This is a genomic window from Fodinibius sp. AD559, assembly GCF_052712805.1.
In genome coordinates this window covers 331,680-345,580 of record NZ_JBQPVW010000001.1, presented here as the reverse complement: position 1 = coordinate 345,580, position 13,901 = coordinate 331,680, and the positions used below count along the sequence as shown (strand labels likewise).

At 42.5% G+C, this 13,901-nt stretch carries 13 protein-coding genes; 6 read left to right on the top strand and 7 right to left on the bottom strand.

Going from position 1 to position 13,901, the window contains the following annotated elements:
* Positions 1-26 precede the first annotated feature (26 nt).
* From ribD to ACQ4LT_RS01625, 5 genes are all read right to left on the bottom strand, one after another.
* Positions 27-1,142 (bottom strand): bifunctional diaminohydroxyphosphoribosylaminopyrimidine deaminase/5-amino-6-(5-phosphoribosylamino)uracil reductase RibD, encoded by a 1,116-nt coding sequence (gene ribD / locus ACQ4LT_RS01645; RefSeq protein ID WP_445664258.1) that lies wholly within the window; start codon positions 1,140-1,142, stop codon positions 27-29.
* 106 nt (positions 1,143-1,248) lie between these two features.
* A complete protein-coding gene (locus ACQ4LT_RS01640; RefSeq protein WP_445664257.1) occupies positions 1,249-3,015 on the bottom strand; it encodes a peptidylprolyl isomerase in 1,767 nt (588 codons plus the stop codon).
* A 176-nt stretch (positions 3,016-3,191) separates the two neighbouring features.
* Positions 3,192-4,121: an MlaD family protein gene (locus ACQ4LT_RS01635; RefSeq protein ID WP_445664256.1), complete on the bottom strand. Its 930-nt coding sequence runs from the start codon at positions 4,119-4,121 to the stop codon at positions 3,192-3,194.
* A gap of 11 nt (positions 4,122-4,132) precedes the next feature.
* Complete coding sequence (locus ACQ4LT_RS01630; protein WP_445664255.1) at positions 4,133-4,873, bottom strand: ABC transporter ATP-binding protein; 741 nt, start codon at positions 4,871-4,873, stop codon at positions 4,133-4,135.
* A gap of 16 nt (positions 4,874-4,889) precedes the next feature.
* Positions 4,890-5,627 (bottom strand): MlaE family ABC transporter permease, encoded by a 738-nt coding sequence (locus ACQ4LT_RS01625; protein ID WP_445664254.1) that lies wholly within the window; start codon positions 5,625-5,627, stop codon positions 4,890-4,892.
* A gap of 122 nt (positions 5,628-5,749) precedes the next feature.
* Between ACQ4LT_RS01625 and ACQ4LT_RS01620 the strand changes: the two genes are divergently transcribed.
* From ACQ4LT_RS01620 to ACQ4LT_RS01595, 6 genes are all read left to right on the top strand, one after another.
* On the top strand, positions 5,750-6,856 hold the full coding sequence (locus ACQ4LT_RS01620) for a potassium channel family protein (RefSeq protein WP_445664253.1): 1,107 nt from the start codon (positions 5,750-5,752) through the stop codon (positions 6,854-6,856).
* Positions 6,853-8,037: a chorismate synthase gene (gene aroC / locus ACQ4LT_RS01615; protein WP_445664252.1), complete on the top strand. Its 1,185-nt coding sequence runs from the start codon at positions 6,853-6,855 to the stop codon at positions 8,035-8,037. The genes ACQ4LT_RS01620 and aroC overlap by 4 nt, the downstream gene beginning before the upstream one ends.
* A gap of 109 nt (positions 8,038-8,146) precedes the next feature.
* Positions 8,147-8,494, top strand: coding sequence for a tetratricopeptide repeat protein (locus ACQ4LT_RS01610; protein ID WP_445664251.1), 348 nt, complete (start codon positions 8,147-8,149; stop codon positions 8,492-8,494).
* Positions 8,495-8,502: 8 nt separating this feature from the next.
* Entirely contained in the window at positions 8,503-9,606 is a 1,104-nt protein-coding gene (locus ACQ4LT_RS01605; RefSeq protein WP_445664250.1) for a LysM peptidoglycan-binding domain-containing protein, read from the top strand.
* Positions 9,603-10,331: a CPBP family intramembrane glutamic endopeptidase gene (locus tag ACQ4LT_RS01600; protein WP_445664249.1), complete on the top strand. Its 729-nt coding sequence runs from the start codon at positions 9,603-9,605 to the stop codon at positions 10,329-10,331. The genes ACQ4LT_RS01605 and ACQ4LT_RS01600 overlap by 4 nt, the downstream gene beginning before the upstream one ends.
* A 256-nt stretch (positions 10,332-10,587) precedes the next feature.
* Positions 10,588-11,163 carry a sigma-70 family RNA polymerase sigma factor gene (locus tag ACQ4LT_RS01595; RefSeq protein ID WP_445664248.1) on the top strand — a complete coding sequence of 192 codons (576 nt, stop codon included), beginning with the start codon at positions 10,588-10,590 and terminating at the stop codon, positions 11,161-11,163.
* 25 nt (positions 11,164-11,188) lie between these two features.
* Here the strand turns inward: ACQ4LT_RS01595 and ACQ4LT_RS01590 are convergent, their stop codons facing one another.
* Positions 11,189-12,508 carry a sensor histidine kinase gene (locus tag ACQ4LT_RS01590; protein WP_445664247.1) on the bottom strand — a complete coding sequence of 440 codons (1,320 nt, stop codon included), beginning with the start codon at positions 12,506-12,508 and terminating at the stop codon, positions 11,189-11,191.
* A gap of 112 nt (positions 12,509-12,620) precedes the next feature.
* Positions 12,621-13,883, bottom strand: coding sequence for an ATP-dependent Clp protease ATP-binding subunit ClpX (gene clpX / locus ACQ4LT_RS01585; RefSeq protein WP_445664246.1), 1,263 nt, complete (start codon positions 13,881-13,883; stop codon positions 12,621-12,623).
* Positions 13,884-13,901: the final 18 nt, after the last annotated feature.

The following is a 13,901-nucleotide window of genomic DNA, read 5'->3' as shown; positions in this document are numbered from 1 at the left end:
GAATTATATTTTTAGTCGGGGTTATCTTAAAGATAACCGGTAAACAGTAGATCATTGCCTACCTGTCGCCATTGCACATCGCGGAACTCCATAATTTCCGACATCCTGTTAATGCCAACCCCTATCACAGATTTAGTTCCACCGCCCAGCATTTTGGGAGCAATAAAACACTCCACTTTGTCGACCAATCGCTGGCGCAATAAAGCCGAAGCTAAATTCTGTCCGGCTTCAACTAAGATAGAAGTAACGGGTAGATGTGCCAACTCACGCATTGCCTCATCCAAATCAGTATGACCGTCTTTTTCATCCACCAATAACGTCTGTCCACGAAAATAATCGGACTGCAGCATACTTAACATCGGGTCGGCTTCATTTTCAAATTTCTCTTTATTATGGGTCAGCACAATCGTCTTTTCCTCATATTGATCAGTAAATAAGTTCAAATCACGAGGTAGATCCAACGGCCCGTCAATAACAATGCGCTTGGGTTGCCGCCCCTCTACATGGCGTACCGTAAGCCGGGGATTGTCGAGTAAAGCCGTGTTACGCCCCACCATTACCGCATCATACTGGCTGCGCCATTTATGAACGAAAGCGCGAGATTCCGGTCCGCTTATCCATTCCGCATCACCATCGGGAGCAGCAATATATCCATCGAGCGTTTGCGCAATCTTGAGGGTCACAAACGGCCGATTATAAGTTTGATAGTGCAGAAAAAACTCATTCAGATGTTTTGCCACCTCTTCCATTAATCCTACATCAACTGTAATATCATGATCACGTAAATGCTGAATACCTTTCCCTGCCACTTTAGGCGTAGGGTCTTCCATCGCTACTACAACACGACTGATCGGCAGATCGGCAAGGAGTTCGCAGCAGGGCGGCGTATTTCCATGATGGGCGCAAGGTTCCAGCGTAACATACACAGTAGCATTATTTAACAAGTCAGGATTGTTAACAGAATCCACCGCATTTTTTTCGGCATGCGGCTGACCGTAGCGTTCGTGATAACCCTGGCCAATCTTCTTGCCATCAGCCGATACAATTACGCATCCCACCATCGGGTTGGGAGAGACGTAACCAGCCCCTCGCTCCGCTATCTCGAGCGCAAGACGCATCCATTTTTTATCCACTTCACTCATTGTAATCGTTATTATCCATCACTTACATCGTAAAGTATACCAAACAAAAAAGGGCAAGAAGCGTTCCTCCTTGCCCTAAAAGTATAATTAATATTTTTTCTACTGCTTAGCCGCGCAACAACTGGGCTCGGTTATCTACGATATCCGCTTCTTCCTTAAGCTGTTCAAGCCAGATATTCATAAAAGATTGGCTTTTTTGCTGTCGCAATTGCTGCCGAATCCGTTGGCGAACATCAGCAGTTAAATTATCCAAATTTGCCTCATACAGTTCATCAAGCTGAACAACAAAAGCAGCAGATGTACCTTCAATAGCAGTGGATTGCTCACCTTTAGTCAGGCCAAAAATAGCTCCCACAACTTTAGGTTCCCTTCCTACTCCTTCGATCGTTGAAGCACTTTTAGCCAGAGATTCAACAGTCATTACTTCCTTTCCTGCTGTCTGTGCCATACTTTGCAGATCGCTATGCTGACCAATAAGTTCTTCAACATTGGCAACAACCTGTTGTTTACGCTTATTATTTGTTACAACCGTTTCTATTTGATCTTTGACTTCCTCGAAAGGTTCAACTCCGGCCGGTGTAATTTCATCTACTTTAATAACCACAAATTGCTCGTTTAGCTCCAGAGGATCAGATATTTGTCCTTCATGAGCCGTATCTAAGAACCGCATAATCTGCTGGCTTTGCCCTATGCCCGACACAAAATTATTACCTTTAGTAGCAAATCCCTCTTTTATTTTAAGATCGCGACGCTCCGCCTCTTTTTCAAAGCCATCTTCCTGCGCATAAAAGCTAAAATCATCGGCCGTTTCTGCGCGGGCATCAATAGTTGCAATTGGATCAGCTGTAATATCCCGACTGAAAACCGTAAATGTTACTTCATCGGCAGTCTCATCTAACTTCTTGAGCAAGAACAGTCGGCCATCATCTTGAATGACATCCGTAACCTCGCCCTCTTCTACATCCAATACCGGCTGATAGAGATCCCGGATTTCATTTTTACTCGTTGTTTCTACACTATATTCCGTAGCAGACTGATAGCGATTGAAAAAGAGCGAATCGTTTTCCGTTGTTGAAAAATCAGACTGCAGACGATTCATTTCTTCAAATGTACGAGTCGTATCTTTCTTAGTAGGCGTTTTATCAAAACTTACATACGAAATGCGGTATGACTCTTTGCGCTTATACTTGTCCTGATTGTTGTTATAGTACTCACGCAACTCATCTTCTGACACCGAAATTTCACTATCGCTGACATCAGCATAAGGGAACCGCACAAAAGAAACATCGGCATACGTATTATTACGGATGTAATGCTGTTCAACCTCATAATCGCTCACATCCATCGATGACTGCAAATAATTATTCATTTTTTGCTGCTGTCGCTTTTGACGCATCTGCTGCTCGATAGAAATAAGCAACTGCTTATTTTCCGGTGCTTCCACCCACGATTGCAATGCTACGCGGTCAATAGTTCCATCCTCATTAGAAAAATTTTGCCGTATAAGCGGATCGGGATTGGGACCGGTAATCATATTTACTACTTCCTGATCGGTTACGTGGATACCCAAATCATCCATCTTATCTTGCAGTAACCGGCTATTCACCAGATCATTCCATGCCTGTTGTTCGTACTGCGCGCGAACTTCGGGTGTCATCGAATTACCCGTTCGCTCAGAGTACTGCTGTGTATAATACTGCAGGCGATTATTATATTCTTCCAGCGAAATTGACTCACCATTTACCGATCCAAGTGTCCGTGGCCCCTGCTGAATAACATCAAACATGTTCGTATCAGCCAGCATCCATAACACTCCGAATGAGAAAATAAGTACCCAGAGAATAACCCCGGTACTTTTTCTCATTTTGTCCATTACACCCATAAAATCCTCTTATCTACGTCTTAATTGGTTCAAAAATGATATTCGTTATGCTGTTCACAAGCTTCCAAATATACAAGAAGGCAGTACTAAGAGCAATCTGACTAACCCAGAAATTATTAACTGTACAAATTGGCTAAAGATTACGGCCTAACACAAACCCAGTAATATTAAAATACCTCGATAAGCCGCATGTGCTTAAGGTATTTTCGGGGATTCTCATTAATATTTTTAATCAGGGAATCCATCTCCCTGGTCATACTTTCCAAATTGTCGTACAGCGCCGGATCGTTGACCATCTTTCCAAGACTTCCCTCCCCATCATTAATTTTTGTGAGAATTTCCTGCAGCTCGCTATTCGTTTTATTCAGATCCTTGCTAAGAATCTCAAGCTCTTTCAAAGATTTATCCAAGCCCGTGAGTACTGAATCAACTTTTGATTTATTACGGGAACTCATCGTATCCACATTAGCCAAAAAGCGCTCGGCATGTTTGAGACTTGACTCTATCTCGGAACGCCTGTTCTCAAAAATAGTAGCAATGTTATCGGACGTCTTATTAAGGTTTTGGAAGACGCTGTCTATTCGCCCCTTGGCATCATCATCAAGCACTTTATTCAGCTGAGCAAGAAAACGATTTAATTTTTCGAATGACTCCGAAACATCTTCGCTAAGCTCTTGCCCTTCACCCTTTAAGGTCTCCATCATACCCGGACGGTATTCTCCCCTCATCATATCTCCATATTCAAGCATCTCGGTAGAATCACCACGCTCAATAATAATGGCTTTCTCATCTAACAATCCTGATGATTGCAGATAGGCCACCGAATTTTTAGGGATATCTACCCCGAGTTCAAAATTAAACGTTACGGCTACACTGTCATCTTCGGTCAGCTCCATCCTCTTAACAGAACCTACCTTTACACCATTGATATAGATATAGTTTCCTGGAGAGAGTCCATCGGTACGCTCAAAAGTGGAATGGATAACCTGAGACTGCCGAAATACGGGCAGATCACTCATCATACGGTATCCGATAAAACCCAATACAATGGCTGCTAAAATTGTTAATGCTACTTTTAATTCGTTACTAATTTTCAAAATAACTCCTGTTAATTTCTTATTTGATACTCGCTTGCAGTAATAAAATCCATCAGCTCCTCATTGTCACTTCTACGCATTTCATCCACTGTACCATACCACCATAAACCCTGATTTTCAAGGAATGCCACTTTTTCGGCAATTTCGAGCACGCTGTGGATATCGTGAGTAACAACAATAGATGTAATATTTAAATTTTCGGCCATTGAAATTATCAGCTTATTAATTTCAGCTGATGTTTTCGGATCAAGACCCGAAGTGGGCTCATCATATATTAAAAAGTCGGGCTCCAAAATAGTTGCCCTGGCCAGTGCAACACGCCGGCGCATACCTCCCGACAATTCCGCCGGTGACTTTTCTCCGGTTCCTTCAAGATTCACCAGATCAAGCGCTTCTTCTACTTTATTGAGAATCTCCACTTCGGTAAAATCCGTAAAGTAACGCAACGGGAATGCAATATTTTCGAAGGTGTTAAGCGAATCAAAAAGCGCTGATCCTTGGAACAAAACGCCAAACCGCTGGCGCATTTTGCGCAAAGCCACATACTCCAGCTCAAATACATTCTCCCCGTCAATGATCACTTCTCCGGAATCAGGATACATCAACGCATTTAAATGCTTGACCAGAACCGATTTTCCGGAGCCGGAACGTCCAATAATGGCTACTGTTTCGCCATCCTCAATGTTAAACGAAACATCTTCCCAAACGAGAAGATCACCAAAGCTTTTTTTGAGATTGCGTATCTCTATCATCTTATTTTTCCAAAACTTATAAAAATACTGCGGCCAGTACGAAATCGGCTAATAATACGTAAATACAACTTAAAACTGTAGCCTGTGTGGTACTATTTCCTACCCCCTCAGCGCCCCCGGATGCATAATACCCTTTAAAACACGAAACGGACGTTATTACAAAACCAAACACAAAGGCTTTAAGAATACCGAAAGTAACATCCCAAGGATAGAAAAATTCTCGTGCGCCCTGTATAAACTCAGCAGGTGGAATAGCTCCGGACAAAGCCCCCGCAACAATACCACCCACTATTCCTGAAATACTGGCAAAAATATACAACATGGGAAACATGATTAATCCCGCCAGAACACGAGGTAGAACCAAAAATGAAACGGAATTAAATCCCATAGATTCCAGGGCGTCAATCTGCTCGCTCACACGCATGGTTCCCAACTCTGTGGCAATCCGGGCCCCTACCTTTCCAGCTAAAACCAAACTCGTTATCACCGCTGCAAGCTCAATAAGTAGAGATTCGGAAGTAATAGCACCAATAACCGAAATAGGAATAAAAGCGATTTCGAGCTGGTAGGCCGTTTGAATTGTCATCACAGCGCCGGTAAAAACACCCGTCAACAATACGATTGGTACCGACTCGTAACCAATTTTTAAAAGTTCATTGACAAGGTTTTTTTTATACGTATCAACCTCAAATAATGAACGCACCGACTTGTATAACAGCAGGCTGTACTTACCTAATTTTTCTAATGCTTCCATAAATTAAATTCTGCTAAAATAACGCTGGAAACTATTAAATTTATACGTCGTTGTCATTTCATACGCTTTAATTTTTCAACTATATTAACCCACTGTAAATCAATCACCACAATAACCATTATATGTTCCGTTTTTACAACGATATTATTGATAATATTATAGTGGTTAGAATTGCTATAGCTATTAGTATTTTGGTTGTTGTGTTTATCGTTGGTTCGCTTGGCTACCACCTTATTGAAGGCATGCAGTTCTTCGATGGCTTTTATATGACCTTTATAACGATAACCACCATCGGATTTTCGGAACTAAAAAATCTCTCGCAAGGTGGCCGTATTTTCACAATGGTTCTTTTTGTAATGGGCATTGGGGTTATCTCATATATTGCCTCTCAAACAACACATCTAATATTTGAAAGTGAAATTTTTAGGTTACGTGCTATGAAAAAGCAACTGGAAAAAATGGAACGGCATTATATTATAGCCGGATACGGCCGTATAGGACATCGCATAGCTGAGGTGCTTCAAGATGCTAATATATCTATTGTGGTAGTTGACAACAGGGAAAGTAGTATTGAACGAATTAAAGATGATAAACTATTATACGTTGATGGCGATGCACAGGATGAACAGGTATTAAAAGAGGCCGGTATTGAAAGGGCAAAAGGATTGATTTGTACCCTCTCCCGCGATCAGGATAATGTATTTACCACTCTTATAGCTCGAGAATTAAATCCTGAACTCTTTATTCTTGTGCGCACAAACCATCATCATAACGCTAAAAAAGTTAAGCGCGCCGGTGCAGACAAAGTTATTTCTCCCTACGAAATTGGGGCCGACCGTATGGCAAATGTTATTCTACGTCCGAATGTTGATCAGTTTATGGATCAAATCTTGGGTGGCACTACACAAGATCATGTGTTTGATGAGGTAAAGATTTTCGAAGGTTCTGACCTTGCCGGCAAAACTTTGGCTGAAGCTCAAATTCGTCAAAAATATTTTGTGGTTATAATTGCCATTATTCCTGAAGACAAACATAATATCCGATTTAATCCCGGTAGTGACGATGAAATTTCTGTTGGCGACTCACTCATAGTCTTGGGTGATATAGAACGCATTAAACACCTTCGCGAAGAAGGATGCGAAGATTTCCGCACTCTTGAAGAACGGGTTTCAAATTACGATTTCATTCAGAATATGAATCCATCTAAAAGTAATACAAAATCTGTATGATACGATATTTAACAGCTGGTGAATCACATGGCCCACAATTAACAGGCATTGTCGAAGGCGTCCCTGCCGGACTACCCATCACCGAAGATGAAATTGCCCTACACCTGGTTCGTCGCCAAAAAGGATACGGTCGCGGTGGGCGTATGGCCTTTGAAAAAGACCACGCTGAGATTTCATCGGGCGTTCGATTCGGCAAAACAACGGGCGCACCTATCGCTATGCAGATGCCCAACCGTGCCCACGAAAAAGATGATTCCAACTGGCCCAAAGTGTTAGCCAAAGAAGGCGACGGCAAAGATGTTGAAAAAATCACCGTCCCGCGTCCCGGTCACGCCGATTTAACGGGCATACAGAAATATCGCTATGATGATATACGTCCTGCCATCGAACGCTCAAGTGCACGCGAAACAGCTATGCGTGTGGCTTGTAGCTCTGTTGCACGAAAATTCCTCAAGCATTTTGGCATTGAAATCGGAGGACACGTAACTCGCATCGGTAGCGTGGGCTACGAAAATTCTTGGGAGGATGTTCGGGAAATCGTTGATCCGCTGACTGAGCAAGGTGCAGAAACTATCTTCGAAAAGTCAGACGAATCACCTGTACGCTGTCTCGACAAAGAACTTACGCAAGAAATGCGCGAGCTGATCATCAAGCGGCGAAAAGAAGGCAGCTCGCTCGGCGGACACTGGGAAGTTGTAGTAACCGGTTTACCCGAAGGACTCGGCAGTTTTGTCCACTGGGATCGCAAGCTGGAAGGACAGATAGCCCAAGCCATTATGGGCACACAAGCCATGAAAGGCGTAGAAATCGGACAGGGGTTTGAATCCGGACGCCGACACGGTCAGGTTGTGCACGACGAAATTATGTATGAAGATGATACGTACAAGCGTAAAAGCAACCGCATGGGGGGACTCGAAGGCGGTGTCACTACAGGCATGCCCTTGATAGTCCGCGGCGTAATGAAACCCATCCCCACAATGCTTACACCCATCGACACCGTCGATATTGAAACAAAGGAAAAGAAAGATACCCGCTACGAGCGATCAGACGTATGTGCCCTGCCACGGGCAATTGTTGTAATGGAAAGCGTAATTGCCCCTGTGCTGGCCAATGCGTTTTTGGAAAAGTTCGGCGGCGATTCGATTGAGGAAATTGAAGAGCGGTATCAAAAACATACTTAATCCACGAGAAATGGTAATAAGCTAAATACCACATACCTTTGCCAATTTCTGTATCTTATTAACGGAACATAAAATACCTCGTACAACTTTAACGTTATCGTAATGCGTTATGAGTTCAAATCAACAGTCAAAAATTAAGCAACTGGCCCGGCAGATTAAACACAATCCCGGCGACTCGTTTTCGAAGTTTGCCCTGGCGCTGGAGTTCCGCAAGGAAGGAGAGTTTAAGAAGGCACGGATTTTATTTGAGGATATTCTGACGAGCGATCCCGACTACGTAGGGGTTTATTATCATTTGGGCAAATTATATGAAGCGCTGGATCGGATGGGCGATGCCCAAACCCTGTATCAAAAAGGGATAACCGTAGCTAATGAACAGGATGAACAACGCACAGAGAAGGAATTAAAAGAAGCACTGCAACAACTTGAAATAGAAATAGAAGAACGATCGAGCTGATAAGAATAATGAAACCTTATAAAACATTATTACTTCTTTTCATTGTATTGCTTGGGTTTACAACACTCACCCTGGCCCAAAGTCAAACACACACCGTAAAGCAAGGCCAAACGCTTTTTAGCATTGCCCAACAGTATGATATCGAAGTGGAACAAATAAGGGAATGGAATAACCTGCGAGGTAACGAACTATCGGTTGGACAGACACTACTGGTTAGTGCTCCCTCATCTGATTCGGCCATCACGCATACCGTACAACGACAAGAAACACTTTTCTCTATATCTAAGCAGTACAACGTGAGCATTGCCGAAATTAAAAGCTGGAATAATTTATCCGACAATAATCTTCAGGTGGGACAGGAATTAACCATCTATCCATCCGAAGCCAACAATCAAGAACAGCAATCGCTGGTGGTAGAAAAAGAAACGCAGCGTAACAGCTATTATACGGTCAAAAGCGGTGATTCGCTGTATAGGATTGCTCAAGAACATGATATGACGGTTGAGGAGCTAAAGACACTAAACGATCTTACTTCCAATACTATAAGAATAGGACAACAACTTACCGTGCGCAGTAAGCCTGCACCGCCACCATCCGTCGCCGATGATGACATTGATTCTTCACCCCAGGGTAAGTTTATGGTTCATACCGTATCCGGGGAAACAAAGTCCCTTCAAAATCTACTTAACAAATTTCGGATGGACGAGCAGGAATTTCAAGCATTAAATTCCTCGGTGGATAGAGACCGCTTTGAAGTCGGGAGTAAAATTACGGTCTTGGCTCCGCCTACCAGAACATACAAAAATCCTTATTTGATGAATTCCAGCCTGCAGGACTTAGGGTCTACGGCGGTATCTCAATACAGTAAAAATGAGCGGGGTAATCCTACTACAAATGGTGAACTCTATAATCCGAATGACTTAACAGCAGCTCATTCTAACATTTCGCTCGGATCGGTTATTTACATAAAAAACAACGACAATGATCGCGGCGTATATGTACGCATCAATGACCGGCATTCGGGCAACGGACTCAAACTATCATCTGCTGCTTGGCAAACACTTAACTTTAGCGGTAATCTATCCACTGTGACTATTTATCAAAATCAATGAGCAATATACGAGAGTCGATAAAGCATTATTTTTCGTCCACCCATACCCTTCTGTATAGCTATTTAATTAGCCTTCCACTATTACTGCTGTACGAAGTACTCATTTTCTTGGCTCAACCTGATTCAGAACAAGTCGTTCGTATCTCTGTTGATGTTTGGATCAAAACACTGTTCTCATATATCGGCAAAGATGTACTTTCGATCACCCTCATTTTGGTGGCTCTCGTTGGTATGTTTGTCCTCTATCGTGAACGAAAGAAATTATCTTCACTGAAGATGAGCTACTTTTTTACTATGCTCATCGAAGCTTCATTTTATGCTTTTTTCTTGGCGCTTTTAATTAATACCACTGTCAGTGGATTATTGCAAATAATTCAAACATCACCTATCGAGAGTTTAACTACACTCCAGCAATTGGCCCTCTCACTTGGGGCTGGATTATATGAGGAACTTTTTTTTCGGGTTATCTTGGTATCGGCCCTGCTATTTATCTTCAAAAAAACTTTTGCCAAACAATCGATAGCTTTTGCCTCTGCTATTCTTTTGGCCGCCCTAATTTTTAGTTTAGCTCATTATCTAGGCGCTCTCGGTGATCCCTTTACATTAGGTTCATTTTTATTTCGTTTCTTGTTTGGTCTTGCACTCAATGCCATCTATTTGTGGCGTGGATTCGGAATGGCAGCGTGGACACACGCCATTTATGATCTTATGGTTATCGTCTATTAATGAGTTAATCCCGTAAGGAAATACAAGGTAAACCCATCTTTGTTTAACCGGTGATCAAATAGAACATTTATACTAACTATAAGGTATATCAGTTAAAACAATTAACTTTTTAAACCCATAATTGATATCATAAGATTTGTTATATTTCAATTAAAGGGAAAGTGCTATTGATGTGTGTCTATTACTTTTAAGTAATACTGACTTGACTCATCATTTGAATATTACTGACTTAACCATCAACAGTTAAGCTATCGGGATGGCCGAACTAACAAAAGAGGAAATTCAAAAACAGGAAGACTTCGAGGAAGAAATTATTCCTCACCTCGATGCTATGTACAACTTTGCCCTTCGTCTTACCTCTGACCCAAGTGATGCCGAGGATCTTGTACAAGATACTATCGTAAAGGCGTTTCGCTTTTTCAGCAGTTATGAAAAAGGGACAAATGCAAAGGCTTGGCTTTTCCGTATCCTCAAAAACTCCTACATCAACAATTACAGAAAACAGTCTAAGCAACCCAACCAAGTTGATTATGATGAAGTTTCGGAGTTTTACGAAACAATCCGGGCCGACCGAACGGATACTTCTGATCTTGAGGACAAAATGTTTCGTGAGCTTGTTGATGATGACATCTCTCAAGCGCTCGAGGAATTACCGGAAGATTTCCGTACTGTAGTACTACTTTGTGATGTGGAAGGCTTTACATACGAAGAAATTGCCAATATGCTGGATGTTCCCATTGGCACCATCCGATCGCGGCTGCATCGCGGTCGAAATCTTTTGAAGGCTCAGCTCAAAGAATATGCCGAAAAACGGGGCTATAAAGAAGATTAAGTTAGGTACTGTAATGGGTCCCTATCTATGCTCTTGCCGCTTTTGCTTCATCTTCTGATGGTTTAGGCTTCTCAACAGCCTTTAATATGATGCGCATAGTTGTTCCCTCACCCAGTTCCGATTTATGGATAATCAGCCTCCCTTTGTGATATTCCTCGATAATTCGTTTTGTCAGGCTTAACCCCAATCCCCAACCCCGCTTTTTAGTACTGTATCCGGGTTTAAATACCTCGCTTTGGTATTTTTTTTCGATACCTACTCCCGAATCACTGATATCAATAAACACCTCGTTCTCTACCCGCTCTAACTTAACAGATACGTATGACTTTGTTGTACTGGTCTTGATCGCATCCATCGCATTTTTAATCAGGTTTTCCAATGCCCACTGGAAAAGATCCGGGTTAACCTTAGCACATACACTGGAATCAATTTGGCGCATTACATCAACATTTTTGCCCAGCTGGGGTAACCGCTGATCCATATAATCCATAACCTCTTCTAAAATAGGCTTCAGCCTTTGGATGTTTAACTCCGGCTTCGATCCTATTTTATTAAACCGTTCGGCCACGCCGCGCAACCGGCTGATGTCACTTTCAAGCTCATTGCATATTCGCTGGGTAAAATCATCATCCTTTTCCTCCCGAAGTAGCTCTACCCATCCATACAAACTGGACAAGGGCGTACCCAGCTGGTGGGCCGCCTCTTTGGTCATCCCCACCCAAAGATTCGACTGTTCCGACCTTGCGATCGCCCGATAGCTGACATAGCCAATACCCAGCAATACCGCTAATAAACTCAACTGTATATAAGGAAAATACCGTAGATAGCGCACGGTTGGACTTTCACCATAATACACATACTGTGTTTGAGAATAACCTTCATTGCCTAAGTTAATTTCGATGGGATCGTTAATTTCCGCAAAACGATCGATAAGATCCTGATTTAGCGGTGCATCAACATGGTTGGAAAAAATAATCTCCCCTCGCTCATCAACAATAATACGGGGAACCTGAAACCGAGCCTCGCTCAACACAATTTCTTGTGTAACAAAGGTTTGAGATGCCCGGTCGGCCTCTGCCTCTTCTATCATTGATATAATGCGATCCGGAACCGAGGTATTATTACGCAAATAATTGGAGGCTGCCAACAAATTTTGGCTAATCTCTTCCTGGGTGGGATTCCCCGTATATTCTATGGCTTTTGCCCACAACTCTATCCCCGACCGTTCCTGAGTAAGAATTCTATTAACCAAATACTGATTATAAGCAAATGAACCGATTCCAAGCAGAATAAGAAATCCCACTAAGACAATATTTATCCTGTTGGATGTAAGTTGAATTCTCATACCAATGCAGATAGAATATATAACCTCTTACAATATATACTGGTATATTTTACAAAATAAAAAAGGCATCACCGAATCGATGATGCCTTCAAGAACATTTTTTTATCTTTTTCTAAGCAGAAGCTTTTCGCTTTTCGTAAACGGGTGGTGCTTCATCCAGGACTGTCTCACGTGTAATTACACATCGTTCAATATTATCCATAGATGGCAAGGTATACATAATATCCAGCATAGATTTTTCCATAATGGATCGTAGTCCACGCGCACCTGTACCTCGCTCAAGAGCCTTTTCAACAATGATCTCGAGCGCTTCTTCTTCAAATACAAGCTCGACGCCTTCCATCTGGAAAAGCTTTTTATACTGTTTTACAAGCGCATTTTTGGGCTGTACCAGGATTTTAATCATCGCATCTTCATCCAGCTGATGCAAGCCTGAAATTACGGGTAAACGACCAATTAACTCGGGAATCAAACCATAACGCTGTAAATCTTGCGCTTCAACATGCGTAAAAATATCGGGATCATCCTTGTCATATGTAACCTGCTCTTCAGAATGGAATCCAAGCGAACTTACCGACAGGCGCTTGGCAATAATCTCTTCTAAACCACTAAAAGCTCCACCGCAAATAAACAGAATGTTTGAGGTATCAACTTGGATAAAACTCTGTTCGGGATGCTTACGTCCACCTTTAGGCGGAATATTTGCTACCGTTCCCTCCAAAATCTTAAGCAGGGCCTGCTGCACTCCTTCGCCGGAAACATCACGGGTTATTGAGGGATTATCACTTTTACGGGCCACTTTGTCGACTTCATCAATATAGACAATGCCGCGCTTGGCCTGCTCCACATCATAATCTGATGCTTGCAACAGACTTGAGAGGATGCTTTCCACATCTTCTCCCACGTATCCGGCTTCGGTAAGTACCGTTGCATCGGCTATAGTAAAAGGCACATCAATAACATCAGCCATCGTTCGGGCTAATAGCGTTTTACCACAACCCGTAGGACCAAGCAGCATGATATTGCTTTTTTCCACTTCGGTATCATCAAACTCATCCCCAAGCTCCGTACTGATACGCTTATAATGATTATAGACTGCTACCGAAAGAGTTTTCTTAGCTCCTTCCTGACCAATAACATACTCATCGAGTCGGGATTTTATCTCGGCTGGCTTCATCAGGGGCTTATAGTTCTTTTCCCGCTTTTCTGACATCGAAGCCAAATCACTTTTTACAATTCCGGAGGCGTCCGCCACGCACCGATCGCAGATATACACGTCGTTAGGGCCGGCGACCATGCTGTTTACTTCATGGCTTGATCGTCCACAAAACGAACAGTGAATTGTTTTCTCGTTGTTATTTTCTTGGTCGCTCATTGTCCTCTGACTGAAGTC

Bases quoted from the DNA above. Each gene is read 5' to 3' on its own strand.
- ACQ4LT_RS01590 (WP_445664247.1), bottom strand. From the start codon at position 12,508: ATGAGAATTCAACTTACATCCAACAGGATAAATATTGTCTTAGTGGGA.
- ACQ4LT_RS01610 (WP_445664251.1), top strand. From the start codon at position 8,147: ATGAGTTCAAATCAACAGTCAAAAATTAAGCAACTGGCCCGGCAGATT.
- ACQ4LT_RS01625 (WP_445664254.1), bottom strand. From the start codon at position 5,627: ATGGAAGCATTAGAAAAATTAGGTAAGTACAGCCTGCTGTTATACAAG.
- ACQ4LT_RS01595 (WP_445664248.1), top strand. From the start codon at position 10,588: ATGGCCGAACTAACAAAAGAGGAAATTCAAAAACAGGAAGACTTCGAG.
- clpX (WP_445664246.1), bottom strand. From the start codon at position 13,883: ATGAGCGACCAAGAAAATAACAACGAGAAAACAATTCACTGTTCGTTT.
- ACQ4LT_RS01630 (WP_445664255.1), bottom strand. From the start codon at position 4,873: ATGATAGAGATACGCAATCTCAAAAAAAGCTTTGGTGATCTTCTCGTT.
- ACQ4LT_RS01600 (WP_445664249.1), top strand. From the start codon at position 9,603: ATGAGCAATATACGAGAGTCGATAAAGCATTATTTTTCGTCCACCCAT.
- ACQ4LT_RS01605 (WP_445664250.1), top strand. From the start codon at position 8,503: ATGAAACCTTATAAAACATTATTACTTCTTTTCATTGTATTGCTTGGG.
- ACQ4LT_RS01640 (WP_445664257.1), bottom strand. From the start codon at position 3,015: ATGGACAAAATGAGAAAAAGTACCGGGGTTATTCTCTGGGTACTTATT.
- aroC (WP_445664252.1), top strand. From the start codon at position 6,853: ATGATACGATATTTAACAGCTGGTGAATCACATGGCCCACAATTAACA.
- ribD (WP_445664258.1), bottom strand. From the start codon at position 1,142: ATGAGTGAAGTGGATAAAAAATGGATGCGTCTTGCGCTCGAGATAGCG.
- ACQ4LT_RS01620 (WP_445664253.1), top strand. From the start codon at position 5,750: ATGTTCCGTTTTTACAACGATATTATTGATAATATTATAGTGGTTAGA.